The organism is Stutzerimonas kunmingensis (assembly GCF_002929225.1).
Classification (GTDB): domain Bacteria; phylum Pseudomonadota; class Gammaproteobacteria; order Pseudomonadales; family Pseudomonadaceae; genus Stutzerimonas.
The window spans coordinates 126,564-143,408 of sequence record NZ_PISM01000018.1 but is presented as its reverse complement, the minus strand read 5'-3'; the positions used below and the strand labels follow the sequence as shown (position 1 = coordinate 143,408).

20 protein-coding genes are annotated in these 16,845 nt (G+C 61.6%); 15 read left to right on the top strand and 5 right to left on the bottom strand.

Translation table 11 applies throughout. The features are described from left to right. The first annotated feature begins 62 nt into the window (after positions 1–62). A complete protein-coding gene (locus tag CW305_RS11160; RefSeq protein ID WP_014821457.1) occupies positions 63–497 on the top strand; it encodes a CopD family protein in 435 nt (144 codons plus the stop codon). Positions 498–554: 57 nt separating this feature from the next. On the opposite strand, the gene CW305_RS11155 is transcribed toward CW305_RS11160, so the two are convergent. After that, on the bottom strand, positions 555–824 hold the full coding sequence (locus tag CW305_RS11155; RefSeq protein ID WP_003281602.1) for an HP1242/YdcH family protein: 270 nt from the start codon (positions 822–824) through the stop codon (positions 555–557). Between the two features lie 223 nt (positions 825–1,047). Between CW305_RS11155 and mscL the strand changes: the two genes are divergently transcribed. Next, positions 1,048–1,458: a large-conductance mechanosensitive channel protein MscL gene (mscL, locus tag CW305_RS11150; protein ID WP_038657142.1), complete on the top strand. Its 411-nt coding sequence runs from the start codon at positions 1,048–1,050 to the stop codon at positions 1,456–1,458. A 46-nt stretch (positions 1,459–1,504) separates the two neighbouring features. Here mscL and CW305_RS11145 read toward each other — a convergent pair whose 3' ends face one another. Further along, on the bottom strand, positions 1,505–2,533 hold the full coding sequence (locus CW305_RS11145; RefSeq protein WP_104097926.1) for a cytochrome-c peroxidase: 1,029 nt from the start codon (positions 2,531–2,533) through the stop codon (positions 1,505–1,507). A 276-nt stretch (positions 2,534–2,809) separates the two neighbouring features. Here CW305_RS11145 and CW305_RS11140 point away from each other — a divergent pair, with 276 nt between their 5' ends. From CW305_RS11140 to bamJ, 7 genes are all read left to right on the top strand, one after another. Then, entirely contained in the window at positions 2,810–5,248 is a 2,439-nt protein-coding gene (locus CW305_RS11140) for a Lon protease family protein (RefSeq protein ID WP_104097925.1), read from the top strand. Between the two features lie 175 nt (positions 5,249–5,423). After that, positions 5,424–5,759 carry a PA4575 family protein gene (locus CW305_RS11135; RefSeq protein WP_042927718.1) on the top strand — a complete coding sequence of 112 codons (336 nt, stop codon included), beginning with the start codon at positions 5,424–5,426 and terminating at the stop codon, positions 5,757–5,759. 165 nt (positions 5,760–5,924) lie between these two features. Then, positions 5,925–6,413 carry a TIGR00645 family protein gene (locus CW305_RS11130; protein WP_003302125.1) on the top strand — a complete coding sequence of 163 codons (489 nt, stop codon included), beginning with the start codon at positions 5,925–5,927 and terminating at the stop codon, positions 6,411–6,413. A 90-nt stretch (positions 6,414–6,503) separates the two neighbouring features. Then, positions 6,504–6,809 carry a DUF6482 family protein gene (locus tag CW305_RS11125; protein ID WP_014821452.1) on the top strand — a complete coding sequence of 102 codons (306 nt, stop codon included), beginning with the start codon at positions 6,504–6,506 and terminating at the stop codon, positions 6,807–6,809. Positions 6,810–6,867: 58 nt separating this feature from the next. After that, positions 6,868–8,403, top strand: coding sequence for a cryptochrome/photolyase family protein (locus CW305_RS11120; protein WP_104097924.1), 1,536 nt, complete (start codon positions 6,868–6,870; stop codon positions 8,401–8,403). Beyond that, positions 8,400–8,540, top strand: a complete 141-nt coding sequence (locus CW305_RS11115) for a DUF2256 domain-containing protein (protein WP_014821450.1) — start codon at positions 8,400–8,402, stop codon at positions 8,538–8,540. The genes CW305_RS11120 and CW305_RS11115 overlap by 4 nt, the downstream gene beginning before the upstream one ends. A gap of 97 nt (positions 8,541–8,637) precedes the next feature. Beyond that, a complete protein-coding gene (gene bamJ, locus CW305_RS11110) occupies positions 8,638–9,255 on the top strand; it encodes a BamJ family beta-barrel-assembly machinery protein (RefSeq protein WP_014821449.1) in 618 nt (205 codons plus the stop codon). A 117-nt stretch (positions 9,256–9,372) separates the two neighbouring features. Here the strand turns inward: bamJ and CW305_RS11105 are convergent, their stop codons facing one another. Together CW305_RS11105 and CW305_RS11100 are read right to left on the bottom strand one after the other, a co-directional pair. Continuing rightward, positions 9,373–9,600: a PA4570 family protein gene (locus tag CW305_RS11105; RefSeq protein WP_003302130.1), complete on the bottom strand. Its 228-nt coding sequence runs from the start codon at positions 9,598–9,600 to the stop codon at positions 9,373–9,375. A 149-nt stretch (positions 9,601–9,749) separates the two neighbouring features. Then, positions 9,750–10,718, bottom strand: coding sequence for a polyprenyl synthetase family protein (locus CW305_RS11100; protein WP_041014886.1), 969 nt, complete (start codon positions 10,716–10,718; stop codon positions 9,750–9,752). A 242-nt stretch (positions 10,719–10,960) separates the two neighbouring features. Between CW305_RS11100 and rplU the strand changes: the two genes are divergently transcribed. From rplU to CW305_RS11075, 5 genes are all read left to right on the top strand, one after another. After that, on the top strand, positions 10,961–11,272 hold the full coding sequence (rplU, locus tag CW305_RS11095; protein ID WP_003302133.1) for a 50S ribosomal protein L21: 312 nt from the start codon (positions 10,961–10,963) through the stop codon (positions 11,270–11,272). A gap of 35 nt (positions 11,273–11,307) precedes the next feature. After that, on the top strand, positions 11,308–11,565 hold the full coding sequence (rpmA, locus tag CW305_RS11090; RefSeq protein ID WP_003281574.1) for a 50S ribosomal protein L27: 258 nt from the start codon (positions 11,308–11,310) through the stop codon (positions 11,563–11,565). 168 nt (positions 11,566–11,733) lie between these two features. Then, the gene (gene cgtA, locus CW305_RS11085; RefSeq protein WP_003302134.1) at positions 11,734–12,951 is read left to right on the top strand and encodes an Obg family GTPase CgtA; all 1,218 of its coding nucleotides are present in this window, start codon (positions 11,734–11,736) and stop codon (positions 12,949–12,951) included. 105 nt (positions 12,952–13,056) lie between these two features. Then, a complete protein-coding gene (proB, locus tag CW305_RS11080; RefSeq protein ID WP_104097923.1) occupies positions 13,057–14,175 on the top strand; it encodes a glutamate 5-kinase in 1,119 nt (372 codons plus the stop codon). Between the two features lie 7 nt (positions 14,176–14,182). Next, complete coding sequence (locus CW305_RS11075; protein WP_003302151.1) at positions 14,183–14,647, top strand: CreA family protein; 465 nt, start codon at positions 14,183–14,185, stop codon at positions 14,645–14,647. Positions 14,648–14,734: 87 nt separating this feature from the next. On the opposite strand, the gene rpsT is transcribed toward CW305_RS11075, so the two are convergent. Beyond that, a complete protein-coding gene (rpsT, locus tag CW305_RS11070) occupies positions 14,735–15,013 on the bottom strand; it encodes a 30S ribosomal protein S20 (RefSeq protein WP_003281567.1) in 279 nt (92 codons plus the stop codon). Positions 15,014–15,235: 222 nt separating this feature from the next. Here rpsT and murJ point away from each other — a divergent pair, with 222 nt between their 5' ends. After that, positions 15,236–16,783 (top strand): murein biosynthesis integral membrane protein MurJ, encoded by a 1,548-nt coding sequence (gene murJ / locus CW305_RS11065; protein ID WP_104097922.1) that lies wholly within the window; start codon positions 15,236–15,238, stop codon positions 16,781–16,783. Positions 16,784–16,845 lie beyond the last annotated feature (62 nt).

The window sequence follows — 16,845 nt, the reverse complement described above, 5'->3', positions numbered from 1 at the left end:
CATCAGCCACAAGCGGCGAGGCAGCGGCCAGACTGTAAACAAATCGAACAGGAGTGAGCGCCATGCGACATCTGTTGTTTCTGCATCTGCTGGGCGCCAGTGTCTGGGTTGGCGGGCATCTGGTACTGCTGTTCAGTGTGCTGCCGGGTGCCCTGCGTCGCCGCGATGTGCAACCGGTACGCCAGTTCGAACAACTCTACGAGCGCGTCGGGATACCTGCGCTGCTGGTGCAGATCGTCAGCGGGCTCTGGCTGGCCAGCCTCTGGCTGCCCCATGGGCAATGGTTCGATTCGTCGCCCATGGCGCATCTGGTGCAAGCCAAGCTGGTACTGCTCGGATTTACCGCGCTGCTCGGCGTGCATGCGCGGCTGGCATTGATTCCCAAGCTGGATGCGCAGCGCCTGCCGCAACTGGGGCTGCACATCGTGCTGATCACCCTGACTGCGGTTGCCTTCGTCTGGGTCGGCTCCGGGTTCCGCTTCGGTGGTTTGTTCTAGCGGGCCAGACAGCAAGAAGCCCGCGCATGGCGGGCTTCTCTTCACGGGTAGGCGCTATCAGCCGCAGCAACCGCCGCAGCAGCTGCCCGAGGCGCGCTTGATGTCGCGGGCGATGTCGTCCTTCATCGCCACGCGCTCCTGCTTGAGGGCATTGAGCGCGCTGTCGTCTAGGGTTTCGACACCGTCTTCGACGCGGCAGATGCGCTTGTCCAGCGCTTCGTATTCGTCCGCCTTGCGGGCGAAGGCCGGATCTTCCTGACGCAGTTTCTGCAACTGCTCGCGTTTCTCAGGGAAATCCTTGATCAGTGGGTGATGTTCGACGTGCATGGAAACCGCTCCGGTTTGTCAGGAAGGCGTTCACCTTAGTCTCCCTTCTCCGAGAACCGGTTGACGGCGATCAAGCGAACCTCATTCGCAATTACCGGTCGATGAAAGGCGTTCTGTCGTGGCCTGCGCCGGCAAGCCCGCCTATGCTCTACCACGGCGTTCACCGCCATGCCCGCGGGGGCATGGCGGGCGGCCCGGTCATCCACTAAAGGAAAATCTGCGTATGAGTCTGATCAACGAATTCAAGGCGTTTGCCGTGCGGGGAAATGTCGTCGACATGGCCGTGGGTATCGTCATCGGCGCTGCGTTCGGCAAGATCGTGTCGTCGTTCGTCGACGGGGTGATCATGCCGCCGTTGGGGCTGCTGATCGGCGGAGTGGACTTCTCGGATTTGGCCATAGTGCTCAAGGACGCCGTCGGCGAGGCCCCAGCGGTGGTGCTGCGGTACGGTGCATTCATTCAGACCGTGGTGGATTTCGTGATCATCGCCTTCGCCATCTTCATGGCGATCAAGGCGATCAACCATCTCAAGCGCAAGGAAGCCGAGGCGCCATCTGCGCCGCCTGCGCCCTCGAAGGAAGAGTTGTTGCTGACCGAGATACGCGACCTGCTCAAGGAGCAGAGGGGAAGCTGAAGCGGGGGCCGTTACCCGGCGGCTGGCGCCGGGTAACGGGGAGCGATCACTCGGGCTTCGGAGTGTTCGCGGTGCTGGCGGGAAGTACCGGATAGGCGACTTGCGGCTGCTCGCCGGTCACGCTGTGCAGGAACGCGGTAATCGCGCTGACTTCGTCCTTGTCCAGTTTACGGCCCAGTTGGCTGTCACCCATGATGGCAACGGCCTGTTCGAGCTCCCAGACCTCACCGCTGTGGAAGTACGGCGGGGTCAACGCGACATTGCGCAGCGGCGCGGCACGGAAGACGTACTCGTCGCTGGCGGTATTGGTCACCGCGAACCGCCCCTTGTCGCCGGTCGGCAGAACTTCGGCTCCGGGCTTCTTGATCACGCCGAAGGGGAAGTAACCCTGGCCACCAAGGTTGACGCCGTTGTGGCAGGAAGAGCAGCCGGCGTCCATGAACAGGGCGAGACCCTGCTTCTGCTTGTCGTCCAGCGCCCCGTCCTCACCCTTGAGGAAGCGGTCGAACGGCGAGTTCGGCGTGGTCAGGCTGACTTCGAAGGCTTCCAGGGCGTAGGCCATGTTGTCGAAACTGACCGGCTCCTTGTCGTTGGGGAAGGCCTTCTTGAACTCGGCGGCGTACTCCGGAATGCTCTGCAGCGTCGAGACGACACGCTCGGGCGTACTGTTCATTTCCACGCTTGCCTGGACCGGGCCCTTGGCCTGTTCCTGCAGATCCTTGGCGCGTCCGTCCCAGAACTGCGCGGCGTTGAATACGGCGTTCAGCACGGTGGGCGAGTTGCGCGGGCCCTTCTGCCAGCCGTGACCGATCGAGGTTGGCACGTTGTCGCTGCCGCCGATGCTCAGGTTGTGGCAGGTGTTGCAGCTGATGACGTGACTGCTGGACAGGCGCGGGTCGAACCAGAGTTTGTGACCGAGCGTTGCCTGATCTTCGCTGACCTTCTGACCACGGACCTCGGTGACCTTGTCGGGAATCGGTTTGAACATCGCGTTGGCGCGCTCACGCAGCTCATCAGCGTTCGCTGCGCTGGTCATTAGTAGGCTGCTAAGCAATAGCGGAATAGAAGGGCGCATCACGGAAGCTCCTTTTGTGTTGGCTGGCTCTAGGAGGCGCCTTTTCGTCAAGCGACCGCTTGACCTGCATCAAGGCGGTCGGGCGTAGTGGGCGCGACGAAATGTTTCTGCTTGTGTCGATTCGCAGCCGGCTCGCGATTTCCATCCATGGGGCTCGGCTATGCAGCGTCGTTGCGAGGCTGGGTTAGCCGGGTATCAGCCTTGCGGCGCGACCGGCGCAGCGCCAGAATGACGGCATCAATCGTGGCCAACGAGCCACCCCAGCAAGGATTCCCGATGCCTGAAACTGTCGCTGCCGGCTTGCGCCTGGCACCCGATGCGCTGACCCGTCCCTTCGAGCCCAGCCAATTCAACTTCAACGACACCTCTGAACTGGAGCCGTTTCTCGGTGTGCTCGGCCAGGAGCGCGCGGTCGAGGCGCTGCAGTTCGGCGTGGCCATGCCGCGTCCGGGATACAACGTCTACGTGATGGGAGAGCCGGGCACCGGACGCTTCTCGTTCGTGCGGCGCTACCTCAAGGCCGAAGGCAAGCGTCTGGATACGCCGTCGGACTGGGTTTACGTGAACAACTTCGACGAGCCTCGTGAGCCGCGTGTGCTGGAGTTGCCTCACGGCGGCGCAACGGCGTTCATCGCGGATATCAATCAGTTGATCGACAACCTGCTGGCGACCTTTCCGGCGGTATTCGAGCACCCGAGTTTCCAGCAGAAGAAGAGCGCCATCGACCGCGGCTTCAATCAGCGCTACGACAAGGCGCTGGATGTGATCGAGAAGCTCGCTCTGGAAAAGGAGATCGCTCTCTATCGCGACAGCACCAATATCGCCTTCACGCCCATGAAGGAAGGCAAGGCGCTGGACGAAACCGAGTTCGCCCAGCTGCCCGAAGCCGAGCGCGAGCGTTATCACGAAGACATTTCCGGGCTGGAAGTGCGTCTGAACGAGGAGCTCGCCAGCCTGCCGCAGTGGAAGCGTGAGTCGACCAACCAGCTGCGCCAGCTCAATGACGAGACCATCAGCCAGGCACTGCAGCCGCTGCTGGCACCGTTGTCGGAGAAGTATGCGGAGAACGCCGGTATCGAAGCGTACCTGCAGGCCGTGCAGGTCAATCTGCTGAAGACTGTGGTCGAGCAGCTGGTGGACGAAAACCGTCCGGAAGCGCAGAACCGTGTATTGCTGGAAGAGCAATACAGCCCGAGCCTAGTGGTCGGTCACCCGGTCGATGGTGGCGCGCCGGTGGTGTTCGAGCCGCACCCGACCTACGACAATCTGTTCGGTCGCATCGAGTACAACACCGATCAGGGCGCACTCTACACCAGCTATCGCCAGTTGCGTCCAGGTGCGCTGCACCGCGCCAACGGCGGCTTTCTGATGCTGGAGGCGGAGAAGCTGCTCAGCGAGCCATTTGTCTGGGAAGCGCTCAAGCGCGCCCTGCAATCGCGCAAGCTGAAGATGGAATCGCCGCTGGCCGAACTCGGCCGCTTGGCTACCGTGACGCTGACGCCGCAGGTCATTCCGCTGCACGTGAAGGTCATCATCATCGGCTCGCGCCAGCTCTATTACACGCTGCAGGACCTGGATCCGGACTTCCAGGAAATGTTCCGCGTGCTGGTGGACTTCGACGAGGACATCCCGCTGGCCGAGGACAGCCTCGAACAGTTCGCCCAGCTGATGAAGACCCGCACTTCCGAAGAGGGCATGGCGCCGCTTACTGCCGCGGCCGTTGCGCGTCTGGCGACCTATAGCGCGCGCCTGGCTGAACATCAGGGGCGGCTGTCGGCGCGTATCGGCGATCTGTTCCAGCTGGTCAGCGAAGCCGATTTCATTCGCCAGCTGGCTAAGGACGAAGTGACCGACGTCGGCCATATCGAGCGTGCACTGAAGGCCAAGGCCACGCGCACCGGTCGCGTCTCGGCGAGGATTCTCGAAGACATTCTGGCGGGAGTGATTCTGATCGACAGCGAAGGTGCGGCGATCGGCAAGTGCAACGGGCTGACCGTGCTGGAAGTCGGCGACTCGGCATTCGGCATGCCGGCGCGTATCTCTGCCACCGTCTATCCCGGCGGTTCAGGGATCGTCGACATCGAGCGCGAGGTCAATCTCGGTCAACCGATTCACTCCAAGGGCGTGATGATCCTCACCGGCTACCTCGGCAGCCGCTACGCCCAGGAGTTTCCGCTGGAAATCTCGGCAAGCATCGCGCTCGAGCAATCCTACGGCTACGTCGACGGTGACAGTGCCTCGCTGGGTGAGTGCTGCGCGCTGATCTCGGCGCTCTCACGCACGCCGCTCAAGCAATGCTTCGCCATCACCGGCTCGATCAACCAGTTCGGCGAAGTGCAGGCCGTCGGCGGGGTCAACGAGAAGATCGAGGGCTTTTTCCGCCTGTGCGAGGCACGCGGGCTGACCGGCGAGCAGGGGGTGATCATTCCCTTCGCCAATGTCACCACGCTGATGCTCGACGAACGCGTGCTGGAGGCCGTACGCCAGCAGCAGTTCCACGTCTATGCTGTCAGGCAGGTGGACGAAGCGTTGTCGCTGCTGGTCGGTGAAGATGTGGGTGCAACCAACGAGCAGGGCCATTTCCCCAAGGGCAGCGTGAACGCCCGGGTAGTCGAGCGGTTGCGCGACATTGCCGAGATCGAGCTCGAGGAAGAAGGCAAGAGCGAGCCGGCACAAGCGGAGCAAGGAACGTCCGAGTCCGAGGGGAGCAAGTAACGCTCGCCATTGTGCGGTTTTTGAACGGAACGATAGCGCGCGCGGCGGGTCTGCAGTGGAGGAGGGCATCCACCCTCCATCCACAGGATTATCCACAGCTTCAGGGGATAAACAGGCTCTCGCGCTACATCCGCACAGGATGTTCCCGCGTCGGCCCGACGCGAGGACTGCCGTCATGCCACACAATCTTTGTCTGAACCGCCAGTGCCTGGGCCTGGTTACCCGAATCGAATGCGTCATACGCCCGCTTGCCGGCGGCAATGGGCTGTGGACATTGCTCTGTGCGGCTGGACTGGCAGACGGGCAGCCCACGGCAATCAAGGTCCAGGGCCCATTCCACGGGCCTGCGATGGCCGAATCGGTGCTGGCGGCGATTGCCGACAACCTGATGGGGCAGGGCTACTGCGAATCCGATGAGCCGTCCATCTGGCAGTTGCACATGCAGGCTGAGCTGCGTCGAGTGAACGCCAACCAGGCGCGCTTTCTCGGTGGCTGGGAGTCGCGCCCCTAAGCGTGCCTCATTGCAAATCTTTCGCGTTTCTGGCTGGCTGCAGCGGGGCCTCACCGGAGTCGATGAATTTCTTATCCACATGCGCCGAACGCACCTTGGCCTGCCTTGGTGCGCTCGGCGCGGCTGCGTATACTCGCGCCTTCCTCATTTCTGCTGTGAGACCTCATGGAGCGCATCCTCGAAAATGCCATGTACGCCGCCCGCTGGCTGCTGGCGCCCATCTATTTCGGTCTGGCGTTCGCGCTGCTGGCGCTGGCGATCAAGTTCTTTCAGGAAATCTTCCATATCCTCCCGGCGATTCTCGCGCTCAGTGAGGCCGAGCTGATTCTCAAGCTCCTGTCGCTGATCGACATGGCGCTGGTTGGCGGGCTGCTGGTGATGGTGATGATCTCTGGCTACGAGAACTTCGTTTCTCAGCTCGATATCGAGGAAGGCAAGGAAAAGCTCGACTGGCTCGGCAAGATGGATTCCGGATCGCTGAAGATGAAGGTTGCTGCCTCCATCGTCGCAATCTCGTCGATTCATCTGCTACGCATGTTCATGGATGCCCAGCAGCTCGATAGCGAAAAGCTGATGTGGTACGTGATCATCCACCTGACCTTTGTGGTCTCGGCGTTCGCCATGGGCTATCTCGACAAGCTCACCAAGCACTGATCGTCCCTCCGCAGGTGCTAAATTTGAAAAGCTGTACAGAATTGGTTTTTTGTTAAATATTCTGTACTGCTTTTCAAATGGGCAAGCGCCATGAACCTTCAGAATCTCGCCACTCATGCCCACGCTGGGCGTATCGACGCTCTCGAGCTGATTTCGCTCGAGGGCGGCATCTATCTTCTCGACATCTACCTGCAGGGTCAGCGCCATAGTCTGATCGACGCGCGCGGCGATGTGTGGCATCTGCGGTCCGTCGAGCACGCTCGTGATCTGTTACGCGAGCTACCGGAGCTGCCCTTTCATCTGGTGCAGCAATCACCGTACGACGAGATGTGCGGTCTTGCCGAGGGCGTCCGCGAGCCGTTGCGCGTGCCGGTCGGCATGCGGTCCCAGTGGTGACGGCCGGCGGCAGGCGCGTCGGTAGCGCCCTGTTCGGTAAGCATCAAGAGAACTGGTCGTGAGCGTCGCCGCACTGCGCCTGGTGCTCGGCGACCAGTTGAGCTTCGAGCTCTCCGCCCTGGATGGGCTCGATCCGACGCGTGACCGGGTGCTGCTCGCTGAGGTCGCTGAAGAAGCCGGACACGTCCCGCATCACCCGCAGAAGATCATCTTTCTGTTCAGCGCCATGCGGCACTTCGCTGAGGCATTGCGCAAACGCGGAATCACGGTGGATTACGTGACGCTCGACGATCCTGCCAACAGCGGTTCGCTGGCCGGGGAGCTGGCGCGCTTCGCCGCATGGTATCGACCTGACGAAATCCATGTCACCGAGGCCGGTGACTGGCGGGTCGAACAGGCGCTCAAGAGCCGTGGGCTTTCGATCACCTGGCATGCCGACCGCCGCTTCCTCTGCTCGCGGACCGGGTTCGCCGGTTGGGCCAGTGGCAAGCGACAGCTGCGCATGGAGTTCTTCTATCGCGAGATGCGTCGCCAAACGGGCCTTCTGCTGAATCCCGATGGCACACCGGAGGGCGGTGTATGGAATCTCGATACGGACAACCGCAAGCCGCTGCCACGCGGATTGCACGGCCCGATCACCTTGCGCTTCGCCGCTGACGAAACCACGCGCGCTGTGCAGGCGTTGGTGAACGCGCATTTCGCGCATCACTACGGCCGTCTGGACGGCTTCGATTACCCTGTCACCCACGCCGAGGCCGAACAGCTCTGGCTGCATTTTCTCGATTTCGGCTTGGTCGCTTTCGGTGACTACCAGGACGCCATGGCCAGCGGCGAACCGTTCCTGTTCCATGCGCGCGTCGGCGCCGCGCTCAACGTCGGCCTGCTTGACCTGCGCCGCCTGTGTGATGACGTGGATGCGGCCTACCGGCAGGGGCGAGTCGGGCTGAACGCTGCCGAGGGCTTCATTCGCCAGTTGATTGGCTGGCGTGAGTATGTGCGCGGTATCTATTGGTTGCAGATGCCTGACTATGCGCAACGCAATGCCCTCGGCAATTCCAGGCCGCTGCCGGGGTTCTACTGGACCGGGCAGACGCGCATGAACTGCATGCGCCAGGTGATCGGGCAGACGCTGAAGCATGCTTACGCTCACCATATCCAGCGGCTGATGGTGACCGGTAATTTCGCGCTGCTCGCCGGCATTGCGCCGCCCGCGCTGTGCGATTGGTACCTGGCGGTCTATATGGATGCGTTCGACTGGGTGGAACTGCCCAACGTGCTGGGCATGGTGCTGCACGCCGACGGCGGCTACCTGGGCTCCAAGCCCTACTGTGCCAGTGGCCAGTACATCAAACGCATGTCCAACTATTGCCAGGATTGCTCTTACAAGGTGGGCGAGAGCACGACAGACGATGCCTGCCCGTTCAACGCGTTGTACTGGCACTTTCTCATGCGCCACCGCGAGCAGTTGCAGGGTAATCCGCGGATGAGTATGGTCTATCGCAACCTCGCGCGCATGGAAGGCAGCAAGCAGCAGGCGCTGTGGGAGCGTGGCGAGTCGCTGCTGTCGCGGCTGGATGCCGAGGACGCGCTGTGAGAAAGAAAGCGGACCTGCCATTCAAGTGCTGCGCCGCCTGCAACCTGCCGTTTGCATGGCGAAAGAAGTGGTCGCGCTGCTGGGATGAGGTGCGTTATTGCTCCGAACGCTGTCGGCGCAATCGGCAGGGCAGGTAACGGAGGCACTGCCGGTGGCAATGCGGCGCGGGTCGCTGCGTCCGCTCGCTTCAGCTGTGCTAGGCTGGCAGACCTTTTTTTCCTCTCGGAGCCCGGCATGACCGACCTCAATCTATCCACTGACGAAACCCGTGTGAGCTACGGCATCGGCCGCCAGCTGGGCGACCAGCTGCGTGACAATCCCCCGCCGGGCGTCAGTCTCGATGCGGTGATCGCCGGTATTCGTGATGCGTTTGCCGGTGTTGCCAGCCAGGTCAGCCCGGAAGCGCTGAACGCCAGCTTCGCGGTCATCCGTGAGCGGATGCAGGCTGAAGCGCAGCAGAAGGCTGAAGCCGCCGCCGCCGAAGGTCGCGCCTTCCTTGTCGAGAATGCCAAGCGCGAAGGCGTTGTGGTGCTGGAGTCGGGTCTGCAATACGAAGTGCTGACGACCGGTGAGGGCGCCAAACCGTCCCGCGAGGACAGTGTGCGCACGCATTACCACGGCACGCTGATCGACGGCAGTGTGTTCGACAGCTCCTACCAGCGTGGCCAGCCTGCCGAGTTCCCGGTAGGCGGCGTGATCGCCGGCTGGACCGAAGCACTACAGCTAATGAATGCCGGCAGCAAGTGGCGCCTGTATGTACCGAGCGAGCTGGCCTATGGCGCTCAGGGCGTTGGCAGTATCCCGCCGCACAGCACGCTGGTATTCGACGTCGAACTGCTGGACGTGCTCTGAGTCCGGCTGCTGGGGCGTAGCGTCTGTGGTCGGCGACTAATCGGTTACCGACAAGCTGCTGGTGAGCCCTGACCGCCTTGCCCGTGTGCGGCTCTCGATCTAGGTATTGCGTACTGGTCAGGGCCGCAGCGCGCGGGCATAGCTGAAGAGGAAGAGGTTTCGAACCTGTTCCTTGAGCACGCAGGGTTCACTCGTGCTCAACTCCTGCACATCGAGATCACCTTGTTCTCGCAACTCTTCCAGCGCATCCCCTTCGAGTGAAACGCATACGGCGCCGGTATTCCGGTCGAGTATGCGCAGGTAGGGTTGCGGGCGATCCAGCCAGGCATCTATCAGATAAGTCATGCGTCACCTCCAATTCATTCTCGTAATGAGAATAATTGTTATTTGCAAATATGCAAGCGCAAATATTCCCCTTGATGAGGGTGGAGGTGAGGGATCAACGGTCGGGGTGAAGGCTGCGCTCGAAGCGCAGCGTCGACATTGCTGGGGTGTCAGTGGGTGCGCGCCACGGCGAAGCGGCAGAGCTCGACCAGGGCATCACGATACTGATTCGCGGGAATCACTTCGAGGCAGGCAACGGCGCGTTCGGCATAGTCGCGGGCAAGCTTGGCGGTGTAGTCCAGCGCACCTGATGCCTCGACAGCGGCGCGGATGCTTTCCAGGTCTTCGAGGCCGCCTTTCTGGATGGCTTTGCGCACCAGAGCGGCCTGTTCGGCGGTACCTTCGCGCATGGTGTAGATCAGCGGAAGGGTAGGCTTGCCTTCGGCGAGGTCGTCACCGACGTTCTTGCCGAGGGTTTCCGCGTCGCCCTGGTAATCGAGCAGATCGTCGACCAGCTGGAAGGCGATGCCGAGGTGATCGCCGAAGGTGCGCAGCGCTTCACGCTGTTCCTCGCTGGCGCCGGCCAGGGTGGCGGCGCTGTGGGTCGAGGCTTCGAAGAGCATCGCGGTCTTGCCGCGGATGACCTCCATGTAGATTTCTTCGGTGGTGCTGGCGTCGCGGACCTTCGACAGCTGCAGTACTTCGCCTTCGGCAATGACGCGCGTTGCCTGGGAGATGATGCGCATCACCGGCATGGAATCCAGTTCCACCATCATTTCGAACGAACGTGCATATAGAAAGTCGCCAACCAGTACGCTTGGCGCATTGCCCCACAGGGCGTTGGCGGTGGAGCGGCCGCGGCGCATGCCGGACATGTCGACCACATCGTCATGTAGCAGCGTGGAGGTGTGCAGGAACTCGATGATGGCAGCCAGCAAGCGTAATTGATCGCCCTGATGCCCGAGTGCACTGCCGCTGAGCAGTACCAGCAGAGGGCGCAGGCGCTTGCCGCCGGCCGAGGTGATGTAGTCCCCGATCTTTTCCACCAGAGGAACGCGCGAAGTCAGTTGCTTGCGGATGATGCCGTCGACAGCGGCAAAATCGTCCGCCACAACTTGATAGAAAGGCTGGGGTTGCATCGGGGACTCCTCGCAGATTGCGCGGCATGCTAGGGGGCGGGTCTGGCACTGTCAAGGCAACTCCAGTTGGCTATTGCGCGGGGTGTATCGCATGCGTACAATCGCGGACCCTGAACTTCCCCCTGGGCATTTCCCTGCCTTACGCAATTGCACGGGCGTCACCTTCCGGCCCCATGCAGCCATGCCAGCCACTAATCATTCTTTCAAAGCGCTGGGTGAGCAGGATCAACGGAGATACACAGATGTACGCAGTTATCGTAACCGGCGGCAAGCAATACAAGGTCGCCGAAGGCGAATACCTCAAGATTGAAAAACTCGAAGTTGCGACTGGCGAAGCTGTCACTTTTGACCGCGTTCTGCTGATCGGCAACGGCGATGATGTAAAGATCGGCGCTCCGGTGGTCGATGGTGCCAAGGTTACCGCTGAAGTGATCGCCCAGGGCCGTCACGACAAGGTCACCATCATCAAATTCCGCCGTCGTAAGCACCACATGAAGCGTCAGGGCCACCGTCAGTGGTTCACTGAGGTCAAAATCACCGGTATTCAGGGCTAATCGGGCCTGAATCCCCTTATAGGAGTATTGAACTCATGGCACACAAAAAAGCTGGCGGTTCTACCCGCAACGGTCGCGACTCAGAAGCCAAACGCCTTGGCGTGAAGATGTACGGCGGCCAGGCCATCAAGGCTGGCAACATCATCGTGCGTCAGCGCGGTACCCAGTTCCATGCCGGTTACGGCGTTGGCATGGGCAAGGATCACACCCTGTTCGCAAAAGTGGAAGGCGTGATCAAGTTCGAAGTGAAGGGCGCTTTTGGCCGTCGCTACGTGAGCGTCGTCGCAGCCTAACTGCGTCGTTGCTGGAAAAGCCCTGTCATGCGACGGGGCTTTTTTGTTTCTGTATCCTGTGAGGCTCTTGCAAAGAACTGCTCGGTGCTCATTCAGTTTTCGCTGGGTTTTTGCAAGACCCTTACGTTTCTTGTTTCCTAAGCCCGTCCTGCGACGGGAGGCGTTCCCATGAAATTCGTCGATGAAGTATCGATTTTTGTAAAGGCCGGCGACGGCGGCAACGGCATGATGAGCTTTCGTCGTGAGAAGTTCATCGAAAAGGGTGGCCCCAACGGCGGCGATGGCGGTGACGGCGGCTCGGTGTATCTGGAGGCCGACGAGAACCTCAACACGCTGGTGGACTACCGCTACACCCGTCGCTTCAATGCGCAGAATGGGCAGAAGGGCGGTAGTACCGACTGTACAGGTGCCAAAGGTGAGGATCTTGTCCTGCCGGTGCCGGTTGGTACCACCATCATCGATGCGGCTACCCAGGAGATCATGGGTGATCTCACCAAGCCGGGGCAGCGCCTGCTGGTGGCTCAAGGCGGCTGGCATGGGCTGGGCAATACGCGCTTCAAGTCCAGCACCAATCGCGCGCCGCGGCAAACCACGCCGGGCAAGCCGGGTGATGCTCGTGATCTCAAGCTCGAGCTGAAGGTGTTGGCGGATGTCGGTCTGCTGGGCTTGCCGAATGCCGGCAAGAGCACCTTCATTCGCTCGGTGTCGGCGGCCAAGCCCAAGGTCGCTGACTACCCGTTCACCACCCTGGTGCCGAACCTCGGTGTTGTCAGCGTCGGACGCTACAAGAGCTTCGTGATTGCCGACATTCCGGGGCTCATCGAGGGGGCGGCCGAAGGCGCGGGGCTGGGGATTCGCTTCCTCAAGCACTTGGCGCGTACTCGCCTGCTGCTGCACCTGGTGGATATGGCTCCGTTGGATGGTAGCGACCCGGCCGATGCGGCGGAGGTGATCCTGCATGAGCTGGAGAAGTTCAGCCCGGCGCTGACACAGCGCGATCGCTGGTTGGTGCTGAACAAGGCTGATCAGCTGCTGGAAGATGAGCGTGAGCAACGTGTCCGGCAGGTGGTCGAGCGTTTGGACTGGAAGGGTCCGGTATTCGTCATCTCCGCGCTGGAGAGCGAGGGTACCGAGGCGCTGAGTCAGGCGATCATGCGTTATCTGGATGAGCGCACTGTGCGCATCGCCGAAGAGCCTGATTACGCCGAGGCCCTGGCCGAGCTCGATCGCCAGATCGAGGATGAGGCGCGGGCCCGCTTGCAGGAGCTGGATGATCAGCGTGCGTTGCGCCGCGCTGGCGTCAAGGCGGCCGATGAGGTCGAAGACGACGACTTCGATGACGATGATGATGACGAGGGTGGTGCCGAGATCATCTACGTGCGCTAAGTCGAACCCCGGGCCGCTGCGCGGCCTGGTCAGGCGAGTGGTCGGTGGGCTGCCTCGTGCGCAGTCCGATCCGGAAGTGTTTTGGCCGTATAGAAGGCAGGAACGATGCGGGACAAGGTGAGCGGTGCGCGGCGCTGGGTGGTCAAGATCGGCAGTGCGCTGCTGACCGCCGACGGCCGCGGGCTCGATCAGGCTGCGATGGCGGTCTGGGTCGATCAGATGGTGGCCTTGCGCGAGGCAGGTGTGGAGCTCGTGCTGGTGTCGTCGGGTGCGGTTGCTGCGGGCATGAGTCGTCTTGGCTGGAGCTCTCGACCGAAGGCTGTGCATGAGTTGCAGGCGGCCGCCGCTGTCGGGCAGATGGGCTTGATTCGCGCCTGGGAATCCAGCTTCGCTCGCTGTGATCAGCAGACGGCGCAAATTCTCGTCACCCACGACGATCTCTCGGACCGCAAGCGCTATCTCAATGCGCGCAGCACGCTGCGTACGCTCATCGATCTCGGTGTGGTGCCGGTCATCAACGAGAACGACACGGTGGTCACTGACGAAATCCGCTTTGGCGACAACGACACGCTTGCTGCACTGGTCGCCAACCTGGTCGAGGCCGATCTGCTGGTCATCCTGACCGACCGGGACGGCATGTTCGACGCCGACCCGCGTTTCAATCCTCAAGCCAATCTCATCAGTGAGGCGCGCGCCGACGATCCTGCGTTGGATGCAGTGGCTGGCGGCACGGGAGGGGCGCTGGGGCGTGGCGGCATGCAGACCAAGCTTCGTGCGGCGCGCCTGGCAGCGCGCTCTGGTGCGCATACGGTGATCGTTGGTGGGCGCATCGAGCAGGTGCTGGCGCGGCTCAAGGCGGGTGATCGCCTGGGGACGCTGCTGTCGCCGGAGTGCAGTCGGCATGCGGCGCGCAAGCAATGGTTGGCTGGGCACCTGCAGACTCGTGGCACGCTGACGCTGGACGACGGTGCTGTGCACGCGCTGCGCCAGGGTAACCGCAGCCTGTTGCCGGTTGGGGTCAGGGCTGTGCAGGGGGCGTTTCGTCGTGGCGAGATGGTCGTCTGTGTCGGCCCGCAGGGTTCGGAGGTCGCGCGCGGTCTGGTGAACTACAGTGCAGCCGAGGCGCAGCGCATCCTTGGGCGGCCATCAGATGAAATTGAAAAGCTGCTCGGGTATGTCGACGAGCCGGAGCTTATCCATCGCGACAACATGATTCTGGTCTGAGGTGAGGATGCGTTTAGCCAATTTTTCGCTGGTTTTTGGGTTGCTCATCCCTTCGCTGGCATTGGCCGAGCAGGTCGGTGAGGTGGATACGGTCTTCAAGTGGCTCGGGCCGAATCACAAGATCGTCGTGGAGGCGTTCGACGATCCCTTGGTCGATGGTGTGACCTGCTATCTGTCTCGCGCCAAGACCGGTGGAATCAAGGGCGGGCTGGGGCTCGCGGAGGATCGTGCCGAGGCGTCGATCGCCTGTCGCCAGGTGGGGCCTATTCGCATCAACGGCAAGCTCAAAGATGGCGATGTAGTGTTCAAGGAGCGCACCTCGCTGGTGTTCAAGACCATGCAGGTGGTGCGCTTCTTTGATGAGTCGCGTAATACCTTGGTTTATCTGGTCTACAGCGATCGCGTCATCGAGGGTAGTCCGCAGAATGCGGTGACGGCGATTCCGATTCTGCCTTGGCCGGTTGCGCCGTAACTTGCGCATCGGCCCATCCTTCGCGAGTGGGGCAAAATTTGGGAATAAAAAAACCGGCGCTAGGCCGGTTTTTTCAAGAACCTGCAGTTAGGCTGCAGCAGCTTCGCCGAGGGCCTTGATGTGGCCGTTCAGGCGGCTCTTGTGACGAGCAGCTTTGTTCTTGTGGATGATGCCTTTGTCGGCCATGCGGTCAATGACCGGCACAGCAGCAGTGTAGGCTGTGCGAGCCTTGTCCAGGTCTTTGGCGTCGATGGCCTTGACCACATTCTTGATGTAGGTACGAACCATGGAGCGCAAGCTGGCATTGTGGCTGCGACGCTTCTCAGCCTGAATTGCGCGTTTTTTGGCGGAAGGGCTGTTGGCCACCGTCGAACTCCTCGAAAACTTGGGGGATTGCAAAGCAAATAAGGCCGCGAATCATGCCGACGCGAAGGGCGCTTGTCAAGCCCGGTCGAATGGCTTGAGAAGCTGGTCGGACAGAAGGGCTGCGGCTAAACTCGCCGCCTCTTTTCGTGTCGTAACTGGCCATCGATCCGGCCGGCGCTGAGCGTTCGGTCGATCAATCTCGCTGCAATTCTAGGAAGACAAATGTCCGAAAAAACCGGCAAGGGCGGATTGTTGCGCTCCAGCGCCGTGGTCAGTGTCATGACCCTGCTGTCACGCGTGTTGGGCATGGTACGCGATATGGTCGTCGCCAGCTACTTCGGTTCGGGGGCTGCGGCCGACGCGTTCTTCATTGCGTTCAAGATTCCCAACTTTCTGCGCCGGCTGTTTGCCGAGGGCGCATTCGCTCAGGCGTTCGTTCCGGTGCTTTCGGAATATCGCACCAAGCGCACGCTGCAGGACGTCAAGCAGTTGGTGGATCGCACCGCCGGCATGCTCGGGCTCATCCTTGCCGGGCTGACTGCGCTGGGCGTGCTGTTTGCGCCCTATGTGGTAATGGTCTTCGCGCCCGGCTTTCATGATGATCCGGAGAAGATGCAGCTGGCTGGCGAGCTGCTGCGCATCACCTTTCCCTACCTGATGCTGATCTCGCTGACGGCATTCACCTCCGGCGTGCTCAACAGTTACGGGCATTTCGCGGTGCCGGGCTTCACGCCGGTGCTGCTCAATGTCTGCATGATCGCCTCGGCTGTGTTTCTCACGCCCTATTTCGATCAGCCGATCATGGCGCTTGCCTGGGGCGTGTTCATTGCCGGTTTCGCCCAGCTGGCCTTCCAGCTGCCGTATGTCGCCAAGCTTGGCCTGCTGCCGCGGCCAAAGGTAAAGCGGGGCGACGAGGGCGTTCGACGCATCATGCTGCTGATGGTGCCGGCGCTGTTCGGTGTCTCGGTCAGTCAGATCAATCTGTTGCTGGATACAGTGCTGGCTTCCTTTCTGCAGACCGGCAGCGTGTCCTGGTTGTATTACGCCGATCGCCTGTCAGAGCTGCCGTTGGGGGCGTTTGGCATCGCGATTGGTACGGTGATCTTGCCGAGCTTGTCGCGCCAGCATGCCGGAGACGATCCAAAGGCGTTCTCCGCAACGGTCGATTGGGCATTGCGCATGGTGCTGCTGGTGGGCGTTCCCGCTGCGCTGGCGCTGGGTATTCTCGCCGAGCCAATGATCGCCAGCCTGTTCTATTACGGCGCCATGAGCGAGGAGGCGGTGGTGCAATCGGCCAGGGCGCTGCAGGCCTATTCTCTCGGCGTGCTGGCGTTCATGCTGATCAAGGTGCTGGCGCCGGGTTTCTTCGCTCGTCAGGATCTGAAGACGCCGGTACGCGTCGCGGTCATTTGCATGGTCGCGAACATGGTAATGAACCTGATCCTGATCTGGCCGTTACAGCATGTCGGGCTGGCGCTGGCGACTTCGTTGTCGTCGATGCTCAACGCTGTGCTGCTGTTCTGGGGGCTGTACAAGGTTGGCGTCTACCGTCCTGCACCGGGCTGGTGGCTGTTCGGGTTACGCCTGGCAGCTGCCTGTGCGGCGATGGTGGCGACGGTCTGGTGGCTTAACGTGCCGGCGCAGGAGTGGTTCGTCTGGGGCTGGCAGCAGCGAGCGCTGCGGTTGGGGATTCTCGTTTGCGCAGGGCTCGCGGCATTCGCCGCCGGGTTGTTGCTGACCGGGCTGCGACCGCGGCATTTGCGGCATTGATCGACGATTCACGGGCGGAGCAAACCTGTCCGGGATGCGCGGCACGTGCGTATAATCGGCCA